General features: G+C 39.4%; 18 protein-coding genes and 1 pseudogene. 11 read left to right on the forward strand and 8 right to left on the reverse strand.

Annotated elements, in window-relative coordinates; translation table 11 throughout:
* Window positions 1-195 precede the first annotated feature (195 nt).
* From N3F66_06105 to tpx, 5 genes are all read left to right on the forward strand, one after another.
* Entirely contained in the window at window positions 196-1,863 is a 1,668-nt protein-coding gene (locus N3F66_06105) for an N-acetylmuramoyl-L-alanine amidase (protein ID MCX8123721.1), read from the forward strand.
* Window positions 1,832-2,794: a TIGR01212 family radical SAM protein gene (locus N3F66_06110; GenBank protein MCX8123722.1), complete on the forward strand. Its 963-nt coding sequence runs from the start codon at window positions 1,832-1,834 to the stop codon at window positions 2,792-2,794. The genes N3F66_06105 and N3F66_06110 overlap by 32 nt, the downstream gene beginning before the upstream one ends.
* A gap of 202 nt (window positions 2,795-2,996) precedes the next feature.
* A complete protein-coding gene (locus tag N3F66_06115) occupies window positions 2,997-3,785 on the forward strand; it encodes an AMP nucleosidase (protein ID MCX8123723.1) in 789 nt (262 codons plus the stop codon).
* 48 nt (window positions 3,786-3,833) lie between these two features.
* Window positions 3,834-4,331 (forward strand): CsgG/HfaB family protein, encoded by a 498-nt coding sequence (locus N3F66_06120; protein MCX8123724.1) that lies wholly within the window; start codon window positions 3,834-3,836, stop codon window positions 4,329-4,331.
* A 49-nt stretch (window positions 4,332-4,380) separates the two neighbouring features.
* The gene (gene tpx, locus N3F66_06125; protein ID MCX8123725.1) at window positions 4,381-4,887 is read left to right on the forward strand and encodes a thiol peroxidase; all 507 of its coding nucleotides are present in this window, start codon (window positions 4,381-4,383) and stop codon (window positions 4,885-4,887) included.
* Window positions 4,888-4,931: 44 nt separating this feature from the next.
* On the opposite strand, the gene N3F66_06130 is transcribed toward tpx, so the two are convergent.
* Window positions 4,932-7,328: a penicillin acylase family protein gene (locus N3F66_06130; protein MCX8123726.1), complete on the reverse strand. Its 2,397-nt coding sequence runs from the start codon at window positions 7,326-7,328 to the stop codon at window positions 4,932-4,934.
* 182 nt (window positions 7,329-7,510) lie between these two features.
* Between N3F66_06130 and N3F66_06135 the strand changes: the two genes are divergently transcribed.
* A complete protein-coding gene (locus N3F66_06135; protein MCX8123727.1) occupies window positions 7,511-7,960 on the forward strand; it encodes a hypothetical protein in 450 nt (149 codons plus the stop codon).
* Window positions 7,961-8,281: 321 nt separating this feature from the next.
* Complete coding sequence (locus N3F66_06140) at window positions 8,282-8,842, forward strand: VOC family protein (GenBank protein ID MCX8123728.1); 561 nt, start codon at window positions 8,282-8,284, stop codon at window positions 8,840-8,842.
* A 20-nt stretch (window positions 8,843-8,862) separates the two neighbouring features.
* Here N3F66_06140 and N3F66_06145 read toward each other — a convergent pair whose 3' ends face one another.
* On the reverse strand, window positions 8,863-9,645 hold the full coding sequence (locus N3F66_06145) for a YdcF family protein (GenBank protein ID MCX8123729.1): 783 nt from the start codon (window positions 9,643-9,645) through the stop codon (window positions 8,863-8,865).
* 258 nt (window positions 9,646-9,903) lie between these two features.
* On the opposite strand from N3F66_06145, the gene N3F66_06150 reads away from it, so the two are divergent.
* The 4 genes and pseudogenes from N3F66_06150 (at window position 9,904) to N3F66_06165 (ending at window position 17,013) form a co-directional block, all read left to right on the forward strand.
* Complete coding sequence (locus tag N3F66_06150) at window positions 9,904-10,959, forward strand: glutamine amidotransferase family protein (protein ID MCX8123730.1); 1,056 nt, start codon at window positions 9,904-9,906, stop codon at window positions 10,957-10,959.
* Between the two features lie 8 nt (window positions 10,960-10,967).
* Window positions 10,968-12,483, forward strand: a pseudogene (locus tag N3F66_06155) (glutamate synthase-related protein).
* A 14-nt stretch (window positions 12,484-12,497) separates the two neighbouring features.
* Window positions 12,498-14,672, forward strand: coding sequence for an FAD-dependent oxidoreductase (locus N3F66_06160; protein ID MCX8123731.1), 2,175 nt, complete (start codon window positions 12,498-12,500; stop codon window positions 14,670-14,672).
* A gap of 235 nt (window positions 14,673-14,907) precedes the next feature.
* Entirely contained in the window at window positions 14,908-17,013 is a 2,106-nt protein-coding gene (locus tag N3F66_06165; protein ID MCX8123732.1) for a glutamine synthetase III, read from the forward strand.
* 44 nt (window positions 17,014-17,057) lie between these two features.
* Here the strand turns inward: N3F66_06165 and N3F66_06170 are convergent, their stop codons facing one another.
* The 6 genes from N3F66_06170 to N3F66_06195 all read right to left on the reverse strand — a co-directional run.
* Window positions 17,058-18,365, reverse strand: coding sequence for a histone deacetylase (locus tag N3F66_06170; GenBank protein ID MCX8123733.1), 1,308 nt, complete (start codon window positions 18,363-18,365; stop codon window positions 17,058-17,060).
* Entirely contained in the window at window positions 18,362-20,032 is a 1,671-nt protein-coding gene (locus tag N3F66_06175; protein MCX8123734.1) for a hydantoinase/oxoprolinase family protein, read from the reverse strand. Before N3F66_06175 ends, N3F66_06170 begins: the two co-directional genes overlap by 4 nt.
* A gap of 5 nt (window positions 20,033-20,037) precedes the next feature.
* Window positions 20,038-20,868 (reverse strand): YgcG family protein, encoded by an 831-nt coding sequence (locus N3F66_06180; protein ID MCX8123735.1) that lies wholly within the window; start codon window positions 20,866-20,868, stop codon window positions 20,038-20,040.
* The gene (locus tag N3F66_06185; protein ID MCX8123736.1) at window positions 20,865-21,524 is read right to left on the reverse strand and encodes a TPM domain-containing protein; all 660 of its coding nucleotides are present in this window, start codon (window positions 21,522-21,524) and stop codon (window positions 20,865-20,867) included. The genes N3F66_06180 and N3F66_06185 overlap by 4 nt, the downstream gene beginning before the upstream one ends.
* Window positions 21,525-21,537: 13 nt before the next feature.
* A complete protein-coding gene (locus tag N3F66_06190; GenBank protein MCX8123737.1) occupies window positions 21,538-22,131 on the reverse strand; it encodes a LemA family protein in 594 nt (197 codons plus the stop codon).
* Window positions 22,132-22,206: 75 nt separating this feature from the next.
* The coding region (locus N3F66_06195) for a hypothetical protein (GenBank protein MCX8123738.1) at window positions 22,207-22,423 on the reverse strand (217 nt) is incomplete at its 5' end.

Genomic DNA, 22,423 nt, shown 5'->3' on the forward strand with positions numbered 1-22,423 from the left:
TATATTTATGTCAATATAAAAAATGATTTTTAAAACTTCTTTTATACTTTATATGATTTTTAAAATAGTAGAAAAAATATTTTTGCAAAACATCATAAAAAAGACTTGCAGTAACAAAATATACGGGAATCAATTTAATAAAATACCTTTTTTATTCGACATTATAAATATAGTTAACATAGGATTACACGTGTAATGAAAAATGTAGTGATAGCACTATTGCTTTTACCTGTATTTGTGTTATTGAGCTCTGCTGTCTATGCTGAGCATCCCGACATTATTGCTACTATTATAAATGAGGAACAAAATAAAGATCATTCAGATGAATTGCAACAGATGTTGCATTTTATTGATGATTTATATAATAATCTTAGTACCCGTGTAAAAAATGGTGAAAAAATAGTTATATTTTTTGATCCGGCTCATGGAATTGATGATGATGGTAAGTGGGAAGGTGAAAAAACAGGCAGGTTGAGTTGTACTGGTTTACCCGAAGAATATTATTCACTGGCGATTTCGCGTAAACTCTATCAACTATTGAAAAAGAATCCATATATTGACGTTGTAAGTACTCAGGATTATATAGATGCTTTAGAAGGCAAGACTGATAATTATTACAATATAACCTTCAGAGAAACAGTAGAACTGGCAAAAAATGCAAAGGCAGTTCTGGTAATTTCAGAACACTTTAACAACACTGCTGCAATATTCAAGGCGTATGGGCTTGCAAATGTTAAGGGTATACATATAACCTATAGTAATGGGAACGCATACCTTACACATATTAGGGAAGAGCATAAAGGATTTTTGACATTGTACAATAAATTTGATGCCAGTGGTTTTTCATATACAGTGGCTAGTAAAGTTAAAGACAAACTGTTAACAAATGGCTTGAAGGTAAATAGCTGGAATTATGGTACTGTAGCAGATGATCGGTTTAGTTACTTTGTTAATTATCCCATCTCGGTAATATTTGAATCAGGTTTTATATCCAATCCCGATGATGAAGCAATAGTAAACAATCCTGAATCCCAAAAGCTTATTGCACAGTCACACTATGAAGCTATTCTGGAAACTATAGCACTTACTTTTGGTATAGATATTTCAGGCTTCTGGGGGCCGCGTATAGTTGATGATGTTAATCCGTCAAGAAATTTAATGTTACTCAAATTATCACGAATTGCCTGTTACTATATTTCAAAAAGTGATACTGAAAAAGGATTGCAGGTGCTGTCGCAATTGCTAAAAGTTTGTGATCCAGTTAAAGATGCTGCAATTATAGAAAACATTCATGACATGAAATACCGTGTAGAGCGATCAAGGGAGTTATATGCTAAAGCTATCGCCCTGAAAAGAAAGGGAAAAATCAAAAGTGCTCGCTATACAATGCGAAAGGCAATAGGACTTGTCAGCAGGTCGCCGGTCTTTTATGAATTGCGTAAAACATATCGCAGTGAATACAGGGATCTTAAAGAAGTAGAACAGCAGCAATCTATTGCACCAAAATACCCCATTCCTGATAAGGCGGTTAATACAATGGCTTCGTCCATTATCAAACCGGTATTAGTGGTACTTGAAAAAGATATGACTCCACAAGAAGCCATTTTCAATGCACTACGGTGTGATGAGACAACATTGAAAAAGATAGCCGGGCAGTTTGTTCAGGCAAAAGTAAAGGTTGGTAAAAAAAGATTTGAAAAACCAACAGGAGAAGGTATATACATAGTACAGCTTTCACCAAAAGGGAATATCAGGAGTGTAAAGCGTGTTGCAATTGTAAAACTTGATCCCTTTAAGTATCAAAATCAGTTGTATTTAAAGAATTCGTATTGTGTGCCAAAAGAAAAAAATAAATCATTATAACGTTGGCAACTGGTATGGCAAGCCGTACCATTTCTTTGGCGATTATCTTTACCATAAGTTTGGCGCAAAAATTCTTAAGCTTTCAATTAACGCTAATCTTGGTTGCCCCAACAGAGATGGTACAATAGACACTGGTGGCTGCATATTTTGTTCTTTAGGCTCAGCATCACCTACTGCTGAAAAGGCCATGTCGATTCACCAACAGATGCAAGCGGCAGTTAGTGGGTTTAATCGTGGTATGTATACGCCGCACTACATTGCATATTTTCAAGCATTTACCAACACCTATGCTTCGGTGGATATTTTGAAAAAGCTTTACGATAGTGCATTAGAATTTAATAATGTAGTGGGCCTTATGATAGGTACTCGCCCTGATTGCGTGCCTGATGATGTGCTTGATTTAATAGCCAGTTATAAAAAGAGCAATTTTGAGTTGTGGCTTGAGATTGGTATGCAGAGCATGCATGAGAAAAGCTTGAGCCTCCTCAATAGAGGCCATACACATTCCCAGACAATTGATGCAATCATGAGAGCTTCAAAGCGCGGCATTCCGGTATGTGTCCATGTTATTCTTGGGATACCATCTGAAAGCTGGGATGACATGATGGCTACTGCAAATGAAATCAGTAAACTTCCTATCAGTGGTGTTAAAATTCACCATCTGCATGTTATTAAAGGCACTCCACTTGAAATGATGTATAATAGTGGTGCGGTGAACTTATTGTCGTTTAAGCAATATGTATCGTATGTATGTGACTTTATTGAGCGCCTGAGGGGCGATATTATTATTCATCGGCTGCTAGGTGATCAGCCCAAAGATATGTTAGTAGCTCCTGCTTGGGGCTTGCATAAGGGGACGGTATTAAAAGCCATAGAGGATGAATTGCTGCGTCGGGGTACTTATCAGGGATTTTTGTGCGATAGTTACTGATAATTTTATGGTTGCGCTTATATATAATCGTATTATATTACTCAATTTAACATCCTGAATCCCGATTTGCATCGGGACAGGCATGATTTAGTAATTTGTCACATTGAACTCGTTTTAGGATCTCAATGAAAAATAGATTCAGGGGTAGGTCCGGAATGACATTGATAAAAGCCTATTTGTTTTATAGAAAGGGAGAGACATCATGAATCTGCGTCCTGATACCTATGCACGTTCAACACTTGAACGCTATACCGGTTCATCAATTGATGATTTTGGTTCATATATCATTTTGTGCAATTTCCAGCGGTATGTGGATGATTTTGCTTCAATGACAGGTGCAAAGGTGCATGCTGGCTACTGGAGTTGTGCACATAGCCATGAACGCAACATATCAATAATAAATTTTGGTGTTGGTTCTCCTTCAGCGGGCATTGTTGTACATTGCTTATCATATCTTGATAGAATTCAGGCAGTGCTCATGTTGGGCATGTGTGGTGGAATTGATGACAATCTTCAAGTTGGTGATTTTTTAATACCAACTGCAAGCGTACGGGATGAGGGAACCAGCATCCATTATATACCAAAAGATGTCCCAGCCCAGCCAAGTTTTTGGATTAACCGAATTTGTGAAAAGGTAATCACAAAGGAAACCGGGCAGGCTCCAAAAACTGGAATAATGCTTACAACGGATTATCGTATGTGGGAATTTGATAATGAATTTATTGATTATATCCTTAAACACAGAATACTGGCAATAGATATGGAGATAGCCACATTATTTGCTGTTGCGTATGCAATGAATGTCCCTATTGGTGCAATTATGCTTATTTCAGATTTACCATTGAAAAAAGGTGGTATAAAAAGCAAGGAAAGCGCAAGCCTTGTGTTCAATGCTTTTACACAAAAACATCTTCAACTTGGTATCAAGGTGATAGAGAATATACAGCAAAAAAGCGGCGAAGGACTTACTAGATTGCGAAGTGAATGGTAGAATAAATTTTTCTTGCTATTTTCCCATCCATAATGTATGAATTTAACTATGAAGGCAAGAGGTAATGTAATCTTCATTATAATTATAATTCTTATTGCAAGTTGTGCATCACAAAGAATACAGACGACTACATCCCCCGAAGATGCTGCAGTAGTGTTGGCAGCTCAGATAAAACCTGTATTACAGAAATTGTCTGAAATAAAATCAATCAATGTTGCAATTGTTCCCTTCAGTGGTCCTAAAGGGATACCAACTAATTTTGGAAAAAAAATGGCTGCTTTACTACAAAAAAATCTTTTGTCTGATAAATGGATGATCATTGAACGGGAACAGTTAGAGAAAATTATGATTGAACATAAATTGGTGATTGCAGGATTAGCTTCTGAGAAAGAATATGTAAAGGCCAGTACAATAGCAGGTGCTGATTTTGTTATTATGGGGAATACCTTTTATGGAAAAAAAGCTTTTATAAACGTTAAAGTAATAAATGTATCATCTTTGGCTGTAGAAGGTGTAGCACAGGTATACATAGCATTTCAAGAATGATGTAAATAATGTATTTTTTTATAACTAAAGAGAAAAGGGGGATATCAAAATGCCAGCAATGAAGGTTACGGCACAGGGCAAACCATTAACGTTAGAAGGTCATATGCCAGAGGTAGGCGATAAAGCGCTTGATTTTACAGTTCTTGATGTAAATTTTACAGCTGTTTCACTTTTAGATTTTAAAGATAAAATTGTTATTATCAGTGCTGTCCCTTCGTTAGATACTTCGGTATGTCAGCTTCAGACAACTAGATTCAATCAGGAAGCTTCTGTGCTGGATGCAGTGGTTTTGACAATAAGTATGGATTTGCCATTTGCTCAAAAGCGCTTCTGTGATTCATTCAATGTGAAAAATATAAAAACGTTATCTGATTTTAAGGATAAAAGTTTTAGTTTAAGTTATGGTGTTTACATAAGAGAATTGGGATTAATAGCACGCTCTGTATGGATCATTGATAAAGCTGGCACAATCTCTTACAGGCAAATTGTACCAGATATTACTCGCGAGCCGGATTATGATGATGTGATAAAAGCAGCTAAAGCAATTGGAGCATAGTATTTAAAAAAAAGGTTCCTTGACGGAACCCTTTCATATTACAGCTATGGAAGCAAAGTCATTATGAATTTTGCATTACGCTGGATCAATTCACTATCAATGTAATCATTGTGATATTTCATCTCAACGTACATTTGTGTTTGATTGCAATAGTATGGGCTTGCTGTATGGCCGCTGATACCTGTAGGAATTACAGTGAGTGATTCATTGAGATTATGCATGGGGTATATATGCCGCTGTGAAGCGCCGTCGGTTATTACAAATGGATTAGTAAGCTTATACGAATAGGGGCATACAGTATGGAAGCTGCCACCAACAGGGTATGGTCCTCTATTATATCTAAACATCCAGTCTAAAATCTTAACCTCTCCCAAAGGGTGTTTTAAAACCAATTTATGAGCGCTTCCCCATTTCCATTTTACAGGATTGTTGCCAAAGTCATTCTTACAAGATAATACTGCATCTTTCAGTGATCTGGCAACTATATCATTGAAAGATTCTTTAGGTGTTGTTGTTACATCATCGCACCAGATTGAACCATTGTTTATCCGTATGGTATCGATGAAAAGATTTACAAGAACTCTTTCCTTCATGAGTTCCTGGTAGAGTTCATCTCCCAATTCATCATGGAAGATATTGTATGCAAGCTTAATGTAAAATGTATCAAACAGTGTAGCAGCGATGCTATCAACACTGTAGCTGCAATCCCACTCTTTTATAATGGTGTAAATATTTTTCAGCTGGTCCATTAAGGAGCTATCGCCCTCAATAATTTGTAAGAGTAATGGCTTCCACGTTTTTGCTAATTCACTAACCTGATCAGTTTGGATTGTTTTAAAGTCATTAACTGATAATTTTTCTTTTTGTGTTAGAAGTGTGACTATACGGTTATACCGCCATGGCATTTCAAACCAATAGCTGATGTAGAAGGGATATTTTTCCATAACAGTTTTATTGTTGGCTGAGGCAACAAAGCCCTGTGAAGGATTAAACACATGAGGCTGTCTTTCAAATGGAACAATTCCTTTCCAATCATATTCGCTAGTCCAACCTGGATTTATCATCATAGGATTGCCTTTACGGATAGGGATGCCCGCTGCACAGTATAATCCTATATTGCCGTTAACATCTGCATACACAATATTTTGACTTACCGAGCGAAAATGACTTATAGCATTTGTAAAATCTTTCCAGTTTTTTGCACGGTTCAGCATGTACACTGTTAACAGTTCATTGCTTGGTTCATTGCCCATCCATCGCATTGAAATTACGTCATTCATTTTCTTAAAATCAGTAATCACTGGTCCGCGGTGAGTGAAAAGAATTTCTTTTGTTACAGATTGGCCCCCCTTTATTTTTATTTCTTCCTTAACTACAGTAAAGTTTTTCCATGTGCCATTAAACTGGTACTGCAGTTTATTAGCAGGATTCACTTTTTCCAGGTAGAAATCCATATCATCAACCATTACATTAGTCATACCCCAGGCAATATGCTCATTGTGCCCGCATACTATACTTGGCTCTCCGGGGATTGCAACCCCGGTAACATTGAGTTTGCCATCAACTACCTGATGCATCTGATACCATATTCCGGGTATGAAAAGCCCAAGGTGCATGTCATTTGCAAGTATTGGTTTTCCGGTTACACTTTTTTTACCAGAAACAGCCCAGTTATTGCTGGCAAAAAATATTCCAGCACCAATGTCTATAAGCTTTTGTGTTGCACCAAGAATTGTGTCCGAAAGCTCTGGTAAATCCTCTTGCCGTACATATTGTTGATAGATGACATCAGTAATATATTTAACATCTGGTGTTAACGCTTTTGCATGAACCTGGTCAACTTTTTTCCATATCTTGTACAGAATGGTTTCGGTAGTCCATGGCATAGTAAGGTCCCACGCCATATAGCCAATTAAGTTGACTGAATCTTCCACCTTCCAGTTTTCTGGTTTATATCCCAGGATTCTAAATTCAAGTGGTAGATTTTCGTTGTAATGAAATATATACTGATTCACACCGTCAGCAAATGCCTGCAAATGAGCAATCACGTTTGGGTCGGTATGCGCTATTACATATTTTGATTTCTTTGTTATTTGTAATGCACGCATGAGCACGTCGGTTTCAAGCATGCTATCACCAAAAATTTCGGACAGCCTTCCAGTGGTAACACGGCGAAGCAAATCCATTTGCCACATTCTATCTTGAGCCATTATAAATCCCGTAGCAAGATAAAGGTCTTTTTCATTCTTTGCATAGATATGGGGTATGCCATACTCATCGCGGTAGACCTTAACAGGTTGCAACAATCCCTTAAGCTGCAACTGCCCTGAATATTGTGGCAATCCTGATTTTGCCAAGTTTGTAATATATAGAACTAGTGCCAGGCATAGGGCAATTATCAAAATAATTAAGCCAATAATTATTTTCTTTCCCCTATTCATGGTAAAACCTCCCTATTGTCTTTTTGTTATTATATAACAAATGATTGAAAAAAGTAAAGAAATTATTTTAAAAAGTAGCAATAAAGAATTTAATTATAGTAAAATTTTTGATTGACGTACCGTTTTTGTAAATATACTTCTTTTAAAATATATACATACAACTTACTTTGGGAGGATGAGAAATGCAATTTGAAACTACAACATGCATAACACAGGAACATCGTGAACTTTTGGAGTATTATGCTGATATGTGTGGCCTATCAATGAGTGATATAATAACATCACTTATACACTATGCTGCGTTATGCGAAAAAAGAATTCCAAAAACTTTTAGAAACATACAGTATAGAAAAAGGGATAAGAAGAAATGGGGAAGAATTCATCTGTATATTAGATATAACGAATATGAATTTTTACTGGATATGAAGAAAATGTGGAAGATGAGTGTTGCATTGTTGATTGAGTATTGCATTGAAAATGTGTTAGAAGAATTTATAAAAGTACTGTTGCAAGAAGACGATACATATAGTTATCGGTTTACAAATTACACATTTAAGTTTACAAAGGTTCATGGATTTCATAGTTATCAAATAATATGGGGATTACCACCAGAAAAAATGCCACAAACATAAAAAAACCCCCCAATTAAATTGAACCAACAAAAAAATATAATGTAAACATGTCAACCATTGAATTGTTGGAGATTATGTCCATGCGCAATGACCAAAAAAGCTAGTGCAAAAAATATATTTAAGCGTAAAATATTCATTTGTAACTATCACTTCTGCTATATAATGATGTTACAGTAGTGTAATCTAAAGTCTTGTGCAATCACAGCCTTATCTCTTTTTGGGTTGATTTGGTGCTGGATATATGATTTATTGTATAGCTATTGAATGACTATACATCTAAACCAATTGCTTCAACAGTTTGTGTGTGTGGAGGAAGGTAGTATGCACAATATTGATTCTTATTATACTCAACCAAACATCAGATTGCCGGCTATAAATCAGTTGGGGATTGTGGTACAGGATATAACTCAGGCAGTAAAAAATTACACTAATATACTTGGAATTGGTCCCTGGTTTAGATCAAAGACTGTGAGTCACCAGGCTATCTTCAGGGGCAAACCGATAACTATTGATGTGGATATTGTCCTTGCGTTTCATAAGGGTATTGAAGTTGAGCTCATACAATTGAAAGGCGGTGATGAATGCATATATTCACAACTTATAGCACAATCCGGTGATGGTATTCACCATGTTGGATCGCTGGTGCTATCGTACAATCAGGGGATGAAGCGTGTTAAAGATGCTGGCATTGAAGTGATTCAGTCAGGAGTCATCATCACACAAGGGGGTGCAGTGACACGCTATGCATATCTTGATACGGTAAAGCAGTGTGGCATCATTACCGAGCTTATTGAAACACGATTGTATGGATTACCAGTTCCACAAAATAAATTTTTTATGGAAATAGGCTGTTGTACTGGTGATGTGGAAAAAGTACAGTAAATGCTTGGCGATAGCTCCTGCTACTGGCTCCCTGTTATGTATAACACTGCAAGTGCAAGTAACTCTCTCATTGCTTTGGTGGAATTAGCTAAATTAGAGAACGTTGGCAAAAAGCTATAATAGCTGTACCGCATGTCCAATTTGGAATCGCAGATAACAGGAGTAATATGAAGATTAGTGTTGCTGAAATAAATATATGCTCTGGGCAAGTGATATGCAGAGGTAACCAATGCAACATGGGTGAAATTTTTTCTATTACAGATTTGTGCTACATAGTGTGCATTATCAAAAGTATCACGGCTTTTGCTTTCAATAATAATGTCCTTTTGCGGTACTTGCAGATGGCGCAACACTGAATACATTGTATAGCTTTCCTGTATATTGAAATCAGCCGAACCTCCTGAAAGTATCACAGGTTTATTTATTAATGTATAAAGAAAATATCCGGCAAGCAGTCTATTTGCAGAATCTTCTGTAAAATTGCCATTTTCATACACACCACCCCCCAAAATTACAATGGCATCTATTTCTTTACTGTATACATTTTGATTGTTATTCCCATTTGAGTTTTTTATATTTGCAATATGAAGTAAGGGAGTTATCGCTTTTGCTTTATTTTCCAATGGTAAAAAAATAAAATCTTTTACAGGCTCAATTGAAAGGGCGTACAACATAAGAGCGCATATTAAAGAAAGTATTGTTACAGCTTTCCTTTTTGCACACACACCAATGATAGCAAAGATAATAATTACTATCCCTGGTGGCAATACAGCACTGGTTATAAGTTTTTTAATGAAAAACATGGGCATCACCTTACATTCGTGCTATTCTCACCATGTATAAAAAGCTACGGGGTGTTTATCCTTAAACTAAAACTTGAACATCAACAAATAATTTCAACAGTAACTATCGCTTACAATAAAACAATACTGATGTAGACCTGCATACTGTAAAGCAATAAATTTAACATGCATGTAACATTTATATTTACTTTTCAATTGAATATGATAGTATACGCGCTATCTATGGTAATTACCATTAAATACTGAAAAGAGGGAACTATGTGTGGCATAGTAGGTATCATAAACACTGATCGTACCAAAATTGACGGAAGCTATATTCGCGAGGCAATCCGTATCCAAAATGAGCGAGGGAACGGCCTTGGAGGTGGTTTTGCAGCATATGGCATTTATCCTGAACATAAAGATAATTATGCAGTTCATATTATGTATCAGGCAGGCCGGCACAGTGATGTTATTAAAAAAATTGAAAATTTTCTGGAACAAAAAACCAAGGTTCATCATTCTGAAGAAATCCCTGTGTATCCAACAAGCGTGATTCCATCAGGACCATACTTTAAACGCTACTTTGTTAATCCCTTAAAAGAACAAATACCCGTTGGTAAAAATGAAGATGATGCTATGGTTGATATTGTGATGGCAATTAACAAAATGGGAGATGCGTATGTCATTTCTTCAGGTAAAGATATGGGGGTATTTAAGGGAGTAGGATTCCCTGAAGACATTGCTGATTTTTTCCGCATACAGGATTACAAAGGCTACATGTGGATTGCTCATAACCGTTTTCCCACCAACACTCCTGGATGGTGGGGTGGTGCCCATCCGTTTACAATACTTGATAAAGCTGTAGTCCATAATGGTGAGATAACAAGTTATGGCACCAATAAACGGTGGCTTGAGATGTTTGGTTACTTCTGCATGCTTCAGACTGATACTGAGGTTATAAGCTACATCTTTGACAAGCTTACCCGCAAAGATGGCTTGAGTGTTGAGGATGCCTGCTTTGTGATGGCACCTGCATTATGGGAAGACATAGAATATGAAAAGTCACATAAAAAAATGCTTCTGCGCCAGATGTATGGTCAGGCTATTGTTAATGGTCCGTTTGGAATAGTACTCACACATTCAGGTGGGGCGATAGTTCTTAATGATAGGAACAAACTTAGGCCAGTAGTTTGTGCGCGTGTTGGCTCAACCTACTACGCATCATCAGAAGAATGCAGTATACGATTACTATCTCCAAAAGTTGATGAGCTTTGGTCGCCAAAAGGTGGTGAGGCTGTTATTATAAATTTAGCTAAGGAGGAGGCGGCATAATGGCTTCAATGAAGAATAACTGGAAAACCATACCTCCTTTTCACCCTGAGATTGATTATTCACGGTGTGATTATAGAAACGGTTGTACCCTGTGTGCACATGAGTGCTCATGGGGCGAGATTGCTTTAAAACCAGAAAAACTGGATAATGGAACTATAGTGTATAAGCCAGTGGCAAATCTTACGTCGTGTGGTTCATGCCAGCGCTGTGTGAAGATGTGCCCGTATAATGCAATTCATATTGTTCAAAGTCCCATGTATACAAGCCATGGTTACTGGACGCCCGAGTATGTGGGCAATATCTGGAAGCAGGCGTCATCTGAAGGCGGAGTGCTTCTGGTGGGCAATGGTGCAACGGGGCCCCAGCGGCGTTATTTTGACCACCTGATGTTTGATGCATGCCAGGTTACAAACCCATCGATTGACCCGTTGCGCGAACCAATGGAAATTCGTACGTATTTGGGCCGCCGTCCTGCAAAATGGGGTGAAGACACATATCCGCTTCTAAAGTTAGAAGTTCCTATTATGTTTGGTGCTATGAGCTTTGGAGCATTAAACCTTAGAGTACATGAGGCCGAAGCAAAAGCAACTAAGGAAATTGGGACATACTGGAACACTGGTGAAGGTGGATTCCACAAGTCACTGCGTGAAAAATATGGTGCCAACACAATTGTTCAGGTGGCATCGGGACGTTTTGGTGTAAGTGAAGATTATTTAAAGTCTGCAGCTGCAGTGGAAATAAAGATAGGCCAGGGTGCCAAGCCAGGCATTGGCGGTCATCTTCCTGGTGAAAAGGTTTCAAAACCAATATCAGAAACACGAATGATCCCGGAAGGGAGTGATGCATTGTCACCAGCACCGCATCATGATATTTACTCAATAGAAGACTTACGGCAGCTTATTTATGCAATCAAGGAAGCAACTGAGTATAAGGTCTGTTAGCGTTAAAATTGCTGCAGTACACAATGTTGCAGCAATTGCTAGCGGCATTGCACGAGCGGGTGCAGATATTATTGCCATTGACGGTTTTAGGGGTGGTACCGGTGCTACACCTCTGCAGATACGACAGAATACCGGCATTCCTATTGAGCTTGCCATAGCTGCTGCTGACGAACGTCTGCGGCAAGAGGGTATACGTAACCAGGTGAGCCTGGTAGCAAGCGGTGGCATTCAGTGTTCTTCGGATGTTTTAAAGGCAATATGTTTGGGTGCTGATGCAGTGTATGTTGCAACTCCAGTACTTATTGCATTGGGCTGTGGTATGTGCCAGCGGTGTTTTACCGGCAAATGTGCGTATGGCATAACAACAAATAAGCCCGGGCTTGCAGAACGCATTGATGTTGATGAAGCAGCGTGGGCATTGAAGAATCTACTTCATGCATGGGCCGAAGAAATTGAAGAGCTGATGGGGTCAATGGGTATTAATGCAATTGAAGCTATGCGTGGCAACAGAGACAGGCTGCGTGGTGTTGGCCTTAATGAAGAAGAACTCAGAATATTAGGCGTCAAACATGCTGGTGCATAAAGGAGGATTGGGAAATGGTGTTGACTTCAACTTTGAATGCCAAAGGCATTTATTATAAAATGTTAAATCGTCAAATACGGGAGATTATCGCAAAGGGCGAATCTTCTATAACGCTTGAGAATGTGTTAGGCCAACGATATATTGGTGGAGGGCTTAACAACACTGTCACTATAACAATTAATGGTACACCAGGGCAGGACCTTGGTGCATTTATGAATGGACCTGTAATAATTGTCCATGGCAATGCCCAGGATGGCATTGGCAATACCATGAATAGTGGTACTATCATTGTGCACGGAAAAGCAGGTGAGATCCCCGGGCATTCAATGCGGGGTGGACAAATTTTAATTCGCGATGATGTTGAGTACCGTGCAGGTATACACATGAAAGAATATGGCCAACAGATTCCTCTACTTGTTATTGGTGGTACTGCAAAAGATTATTGTGGTGAATACATGGCTGGTGGGCGCGTTGTGGTGTTGAACCGTTTTGATAAAAAAGAACCAGTTGGAAATGATATTGGAACGGGTATCCATGGTGGTGCTATTTATATCAGGGGAAATGTTGATTCGCGTCGTTTGGGTGTGGGCGCAATTATGGCACAAATGGACAATGAAGATATTGAGTTTTTGCAGAAGGTGCTTAATACATTCAAATCAGCGTTTCCTTATGTTGAGCTATCGCATATAAACTTACACGACTTTGTAAAGATTACTAAAAAAGGGCACAGGCCCTTTGCTAGCCTGTATGCTCCCGCGATGAATATCAAATCAAAAAAACCAATACATCTTAACCTTACACCGCCATGCACCTATGCATGTCCAAGTGGCATTCCAACCCCTATTTTTATCAATCTTATCAAGGACGGAAAGATTAAGGAAGCACAAATGCTTATGGATGAATACACCCCATTTAGGATGTCGGTGTGTGGTACAGTGTGCCCTGCGCCTTGTATGGATGCATGCAGCCGCAATATGATTGATGGGCCAATGAATATTCCCTACTTAGCGCGCGAGTACTATCCTGATTTTAATCCTTTGGTATATGGAAAGCCAAAGGATAAAAGAATAGCAATTATAGGTGCAGGCCCAGCCGGGTTGTCAGCTGCATGGCAACTAGCACGAAGAGGGTATAAAGTAACGGTATTTGAAAAAACTGCTGATATTGGTGGTAAAGTGCGCATGGCAATTCCTAAAGACAGGCTGCCTGATGAAGTGTTAAGCAAAGATTTACAAAGGATTAAAAGTTTACCTATTGAGTTTAAAGTTTCTACTCCTGTTGATAAAAAGCTTTTTGCAAAAATTTATAATGACTTTGATGTTGTGCTTGTTGCTACTGGCGCGTATGTTTCGCGGATGCTTCAGGTTAAGGGTGGGGAGCGCATTGTGTCAGGCCTTGAGTTTTTAATTGGCATAAACGATGGCAATCCAATGGACCTTAGCGATAAAGATGTTGTTATCATTGGTGCAGGCAATGTTGGCATGGATATTGCATGTGAATCATGGCGTCATGGTGCAAAAAGTGTTACAGCGGTTGATATTCAAAAGCCGCTTGCTTTTGGAAAAGAAAAAGAAATGGCTGAAAGGCTTGGCACAAAAATTTTGTGGCCACGTACTGTTGATCATATTGATGAGTCGCATATCCATTTTACTAATGGAGAGTCCATCAAAGCTGATGTAGTATTTATAAGCATTGGCGAAAGGCCGGATCTTTCATTTTTAGGTGATACGGTGTTGTTAAATGAGCGGGGGGCGATAGTAACCGGTGATAAATCCTTCAAAACTTCAGACCCAAAAGTGTTTGCCTGTGGGGATATTGTGAAAACAGGACTTATCACTGATGCAATTGGAATGGGCAGAATTGCTGCAATGGAGATACATGCAATGCTTGCAGACGAGGATTTTATCTATCCTGAAAAGACTCTGGTACCAAGACGAAGGATTAATATTGCATATTTTGGTGGTGAAACACGTGAAGTTGACAGATGTATAAGTTGTGGCACATGTATTTTCTGTGATAAATGTGTGGAGGCATGTCCCCAGGGAGCAATCACTCGCAATGGAGAAATTTTTACAATTGATCCTGAATTGTGTACAGCATGTTATACCTGTGTCAATGTGTGCCCACGTGGTGCGTTGCAACCGGGTGATTTTGACGAGGTAGTGCAGGACGTTCTTTTCAAGAAGTGATAATGAAAAAATATTTCTTGATAATTTTTCAATTTTACTAATTATTACAAACATGTTAAATATCTTATAATTGGATATTAGCTGCTAATAACTCAATTGACTTTTGTGTACTTAAAAGTTCAATGAACCATCATCATAACAAAGGTTTTAAAATTAAAAGCGAGGTTTATGTATGAAGCGTTTTATTAAAAATATTGCATCTGAGCGTGATTATGTGGTAACTCGGGAAAAGGAGATGCCTGTATCCCAGTATTATGGTGAGGATACATTTAATTTTAAAGTAATGCGCCAGAAATTACCTGCCAATGTATGTAAAAAACTAATACGAATCATTAAGGATGGCGAAAAGTTAGATCCTGAAATTGCAGAAACCGTTGCACATGCAATGAAGGAATGGGCAATAGAAAAGGGTGCCACACATTTCTGCCACTGGTTCCAGCCAATGACTGGTGCCACTGCTGAAAAGCATGATTCATTCATTGAGTTTACAGAATATGGCGAAGTAATAGAGCGTTTTAGCGCAGAAACTCTGGTAAAAGGTGAGCCAGATGCATCAAGTTTCCCTAGCGGTGGACTGCGTTCAACTTTTGAGGCACGAGGCTACACTGCATGGGATCCTTCAAGTCCTGCATTCATCCTTAGAAGTGGAATAGGTGCAACACTGTGTATCCCGTCTGTTTTCCTTTCATATACTGGTGAAGCGCTGGATAAAAAGACACCACTTTTGAGATCCATTCAAGCAATCAATAAGAGTGCTTTGAGGGTAATGCGTCTTTTAGGTAATGATAAAGCAACAAGAGTAATATCAACAGTGGGTCCTGAACAGGAATATTTTCTTATTGATATGGATTACTACTACAAGCGCCCGGATTTGGTGCTGACAGGAAGGTCTCTTTTGGGAGCTGCACCCACCAAAGGACAACAGTTGGAAGATCATTATTTTGGTAGTATAAAAGAACGGATTTTGTCCTACATGCACGATGTTGAAGAGGAGCTTTATAAATTGGGCATTCCAGCAAAAACACGGCACAATGAAGTTGCACCAAGCCAGTATGAGATAGCTCCAATATTTGAAGAAGCAAACATTGCGGTTGACCATAACCATTTAGTGATGGAAACGCTCAAACGTGTTGCACAGAAACACCGTCTGGCTGCGCTTCTTCACGAGAAGCCATTTGCAGGCATTAATGGTTCGGGAAAGCACTGTAACTGGTCATTGTCGGATAATTTAGGCAATAACCTTCTTAATCCAGGGCATTCGCCACAGGATAATATACAGTTTTTAGTCTTTTTAACTGCAACCATTAGAGCTGTGTACTATCATGCTGATTTATTGCGAGCATCGGTTGCATCCAGTGGCAATGACCACAGGTTAGGTGCAAATGAAGCCCCACCAGCAATTATCTCAGTATTTTTGGGCGAACAGCTTACTAAAATACTCAATGATATTGAACAGGGAGTCATAAGCAAGGCAACTAATAAAGCTATTATTGATTTAGGTCTTTCCACTTTGCCAGTACTCAGCAAAGATAATACCGACCGCAACCGTACGTCACCATTTGCATTTACTGGTAACAAATTTGAGTTTAGAGCGGTGGGCTCTTCACAATCTATTGCATTTCCTGTTACAATTCTTAATACCATTGTTTCTGAAAGCCTTGATATTATCGCTGATAAGATTGAAACAAAAAGTGGTGATGTGCGCCAGGCAGCAATTGATGTCATTCGTGATGAAATAAAGAAGATAAAACCCATACTATTTATGGGCGACAATTACTCAAAGGAATGGGAAGAAGAAGCAGCACGAAGAGGTCTGCCCAATAAAAAAGTAACCGTGGAGTCATTGCCGGATTTAGTTACAGAGAAAGCTATTAAGCTTTTTGAAAAGTATGGTGTGCTTTCGCCGGTAGAATTGGAAGCACGGTATACAATACGATTAGAGCGTTACATAAAAGAAATGGATATTGAAGCAAAGACTATGCTTGATATGGTGCAAACCAAAATACTGCCGGCAACCCTGCGGTATCAAAATTCTATTGCTTCATCATGCTTAAGAGTAGTTGATTTATTAGGTGAAAATGCACCAATAGATGCACAGAAAAAACTATGCACTACAATTACATCACTCAATAATGATATAATAAAAGAAGCAGATACCCTTGAAGAATTAATTGCCAAAGCAAGTAATATTCATGATGAGCTTGAAAAAGCAAAATTTTATGCCTATACCATAAAAGATCAGATGAATACACTGCGTGCCAAAGCAGATAAGCTGGAAACCCACACAAGCGACAACTTGTGGCCATTCCCACGCTTCTGGGAGATGCTGTTTATATCGTAATGAATTTAAAAAAGGGGCGTATTGCCATACGCCCCTACATTGTATTAATACATCACATATTTTTTATTTTTTCTGTCTATAAGCTGTACATATTTATATCTGTCGCCCGAAAGGGCATGCTCAAGCAGGCGGTATCCTTCATTGTGGCACCTGTCACATGCGCCTAGCGGAATTTCAATACCTAAACATAATGGATTGACAGTTGATGTTGTTTCAATTTTAAGCACACCACGGCATTCTTCACATACCATAATGGATTCTAACTGCATCTCACGGATGTTATCGGTGTCATAATATATTTCTTTTTTTCGCACATCATAATTGCCCGGCATTAGTTTAAAAGAGGGTTTTTTGCATTCCTCATATCGTTTTAAAACTTGGTCGCACAGTCGTTTGATATATTTTGTTATCTCTTTATCCTGAGCTAAGTCTTTCTGCGAATAATCCGGTTCACGCACATACGAATAATCAAGGCCTGCCATGGCAAGTGTTATGCCCAGATTGACATATGGCAGCGCCCCTTGAATTGAGTAACCACCTTCAAGCACAGCAATATCAGCATTAAGCATTTCAGTAAGCCTGGCATAACCTTGGGCCGAAAAATTCATATTGGTAATAGGGTCTGAATAGTGATTATCCTGCCCTGCAGAATTGACAACCAGATCAGGTTTGAAATCCTTCAGAATAGGAAGCACCACTCGCTCCATTGCCATCAGAAATCCTTCATCAGAAGTATTTGGAGGCAATGGTATATTAATAGTGGTGCCAAGTGCATTAGGCCCACCAAGTTCATGAATAGCGCCGGTACCGGGATATAATGTGCGTCCGTCTTGGTGCATTGAAATATACAGCACATCCTTATCATGCCAGTAGATATCTTGGGTTCCGTCACCATGATGGCAATCAGTGTCTACAATAGCTATCTTTTTTACAGGATAATGTTCACGTATATATTCTACCATAATGGCTTCAATATTTATATTACAGAAACCTCGTGCACCATGAACAACCTTCATAGCATGATGACCAGGAGGACGAACCAGCGCAAATGATTTATTAACTGTTTTTTCAAGTACTAATGTTGCAGCTTTTATTGTGCCACCTGCTGATATCAAATGTGATTCGGTAGTTACTTTTGAAACATCAGGGAAGCAAAAATGTGTTCGCATAATATCATCATGTGAGGCTATATCAGGCTTATACTGATAAATACCAGGAATGTCAAATATGCCTTCTTCATTAAATTGGTCTAATGTATACAGTAGTCGTTCTTCCCGCTCGGGGTGCAAGGGGTGAATTGCCCAGTCAAACGCAGGGAAAAACACAACACCCAGTGTAGACTTTGCTTTCATATTTTCAGTATGTCCTTGCATTGATGTAAAATTCCCGGTTTTACCTGGCAGTGAACACGGATATTTTTTCCTATAGTTTCAAATCCTTCCACCATGTTGAATGAGTAGACCTGTAAAATTTCAATTTCACGCTCTTTTTCATCAACACCAATTGATTCCAGATATTGCATCATGTAGTTAGTTGCATCCTCAATAGCGTTGTCAACATCGTAGTGCTGTGGTATGCGGATGTTGACATTAAGGTTTGGTACAAGGAGGCGACAGCGCTGTGTATCAGCAAAAAGTTCAATATCAACGGTAGTGCGCGCAACTGCTGCACCAATTGCATTGGCAACTTCGCAGAACTGTGGCACTTTAACATTCCATCCAAACCGCTGTGCAATAAGATTAGCTAGCGGCTTTGCCGGGCCACCAATAAGATAGATAGTTTTTGGCTTCAGCACCTTTCCCTTAAGGAATTCGTGGATTGTATATACAGGTCGCGAATTAACCTCATCTATCATAGCTCTGACTTCGTTATGAATGATATCAAGAGCATAGGTAATTGCCTGGTTTGCTATTGTGTGTGCAGGTATTCCAGATGATTTTTCTAATGCAAGTATTCCTGCTTCAGAACGTGCAGTATCCTTGAAATGTATTGTGCCAATTACATTGAGCGCATCAATGATTGTTGGGTTTTGACCACCTTCGGCCATTGACATACCTAATCGCTGTGGGCCGGCAGTAACAGTTGTGCCATCCACCTTTATTGCAGAATCTCCACCAATGCCAATTGATTTTGTTTTAAGCGACCGCACCAACGTGTTATGACTGTTAAGCTTTATGCCATCCTTTTCAATTAAAGGCGCACCATCAGCAAACAGGGCAATATCACAGGAGGTGCCACCGATATCAAGCATAACAGCGTCTTCAGTAATATTACATAGCGCCATGGTGCCAATTACGCTTGCAGCAGGTCCGGATAAAATTGATTCAACAGGCACGTTGCGTGATACATGCAGCGGGATAGTCCCCCCATCAGCTTTGAGTATATTAACCGGAGCTATCACCCCAAACCCTTTAAGGCTTTCTTCTATAGCGTAAGAAAATTTATTGTAAAGGCGCCACACCGCTGCGTTGTAGTATGCCGTTGCAATACGCCGTGGGAAGTTAAGATTGCCTGATAAGGTGTGCCCAACACTGATAAAGTCAGCTTCTGCAAGTTTTTGCTGAATATACTGTTCGTGGATTGGGTTTCGGGTTGAAAATTTTGAAACAACTGCAAATACTTTTATGCCTTTTTTACGACATTTTTTTATGGCTTTATCTATTTGATTCAGGTTAAGCAGTGAAATTTCAGTACCACGGTGGTCAATCTGGCCGTCAATGCAGAAGTAGTGGTTGCCAATTTCATAATGTTTGGGATTAATGCCAGGTCCTGCAGAAACAAAAATCCCCACCTCTTCACACTTATTTTCGATGATTGCATTTGTAGTAAGTGTTGTACTTAAGTTTACACGTTTAATATGAGATGGTTCAACACCGCTAAGAACCCTGGTAAATGCCTCATTAATGCATTCTAACAGGTTATGATGTGTGGTAACAACTTTAGTATGAGCTACAACACCAGAATGGTCTATTATTACAGCATCTGTATGTGTGCCTCCAACATCAAGTCCCAAGTACATACTAATCACCAGCTTCCTGATGCTCCACCACCGCCAAAACTGCCACCGCCGCCGCTAAACCCTCCACCTGATGAAAAACTCCCACCGGAAGAAAATCCACCACTATAAAATCCACCGCCTCCGTGTGGCATGGATGCAATGATGATACCAGCTAAAAATCCTACAACAGCTAAAATAATAAGCGCTGGCAGACCAAACCCAAAGAATGCTCCAATTATGGGAAGCACCACAGCGCCAAGTACTCCGCTGGTAATGCGTCCCAGAGCACTTATAAACATCATAACTATAAAGGCAATCCAGATAAAAGTGGCATAATCAGGAGCAGCTTTTTTAGGTTTCAAGCTGTTTGCATCAAATTTACCTTTTACAATGTCAATGATTGCGTCAACGGCTTTTGCAATGCCGGCATCGTAATCGCCATTTTTAAATTCAGGGATAATAATATAATCAATGATTCTGCCTGCAAGAAGGTCGGTTAAGGTTTCTTCTAGTCCTTTGCCAACCTCAATGCGCACCTTGCGATTATCGCGCGCAACTAATATAATAACGCCATTGTCCAGCCCCTTTTGCCCAATCTTCCATTTTTCCGCAAGTCGTATGGAGTAGCTTTCGATATCTTCACCACCAATTGATGGTACTGTTACCACCACTACCTGTGTTGAATCTTCTTTTTCCAGCTGCGCGAGTTTAGATTCCATTTCAGCTTCAACATTATCTGAGAGTATGTCTGCATAATCATTGACGTGTGCGCGCAGTGGAGGAATCTCGACAAGTTCCTGGGCAACAGCACCTGTAGCTATCGCACATGCTATACACACTGTAGCAAGCCACTTCATTGATTGTCACCAATTATTATGTTTTTAAGCTCATCCACATCGTCTGCCCTGTATGGGTATTCTTTGGAAAGCCGTGCTGTAATTGTTTCAATTGCTGTGCATAAAGCAGGCACAAACTGCTTTTGCTTAATGCCGTCAATAATTATCTTTACACAGTTGTCCCAAAATTGGGGCTCAATTTTTTTATGTGCATCCTCATCGGCAAGTATCCACACTTTTTTTTCAAGAAGCGTAATATAAATAAGCACGCCGTTTTTATCAGCGGTTTTGTACAGGCCATTTTTGTAAAATGCAGTGATGGCAGCTTCACGCACTTCAGCTTCTACCTCGCGCGGATTTAAAAAAAGGCGCGTTAAAAAAATGCTTTTAGCGATAGTTACTTTAAATACAAGAAACAGCAGTGAAAAAAACGCAATGAAAATCCACAGGTTGTCTTTGTGAAAGTAAAAAAGCGGAGCAATGTAGTAGGTAAGTGCAATTGCGATCGGAAGCGATAAGGCTGCAGATGCATAAACACTTGCAAGCGGGTAATGATAGCTTGCATTGACTATCATTGGAACAATCTCTGCGCTTGTCTGTTTCTCGGCTTTTTTCACAGCATCAATGATGCACTGTGCATCCGACTGCGACAATATTTTTGCAACAAGGTCTTTCATCAGTAACTATCGCCTACTCAAATGAAACTTTAGGGGCTTGTTTTGCACCCTCTTCAGCTTTAAAGTACTCTTTGCGCTCTAAGTGAAGCAAGAGGCTGTTGGTTATGTTGTAAGGAAAGATTCGTATTGATGAATTGAATTCCTTGACTGCTTCATTGTAGCGCTGGCGTGCCACGTTAATGCGATTTTCAGTGCCTTCAAGCTGGTGCATGAGATCGGTGAAATGCGCGTCAGCTTTTAAATTTGGATAACGCTCAATAACCACCATAAGGCGTGCCAGTGCACTAGAAAGCTCTCCCTGTGCAGCCTGGAATTGGGCTATCTTTTCAGGGTTGCTTAAGTCTTTTGGCGATAGTTGAATGGAAGTGGCCTTTGCCCGCGCTTCAATGACAGCCTGCAGTGTCTGCTTTTCGTGCGCGGCATAACCTTTAACAGTAGCTACCAGGTTTGGAATAAGGTCAGCTCTTCGCTGCAGCGCCGATTCTAAGTCACCGTATGCTTTGAACACTTCTTCTTCAAGCATCTGAAGTTTGTTGTATCCGCATCCGGTAAAAGAATAAAGTGAAAGTGCAATAATAACCGGTAATACGTAGGAAAATTTTTTCATTATTGTTCCTCCAAAAAAGGATTTCATTAGCTTTTATCGTTATGGATCCTGTATTGTGTTCAGGATAACTCCTGGTCATTCCAGGCTTATCCTGAATCTTTCACCACGCATCGTCATTCCGGACTCGATCCGGAATCTCTCGTTACACACTGTCATTCCGGGCTTGACCCGGAATCTTTCATCACACATTGTCATTCCGGACTTGATCCGGAATCTACACTCACCATCAAGATCCTGAGTCAAGCTCAGGATGACGCTTGTGATAAGATCCTGAACCAAGTTCAGGATGACG

It is taken from the genome of Spirochaetota bacterium (assembly GCA_026414805.1).
Classification (GTDB): Bacteria; Spirochaetota; UBA4802; order UBA4802; family UB4802; genus UBA4802.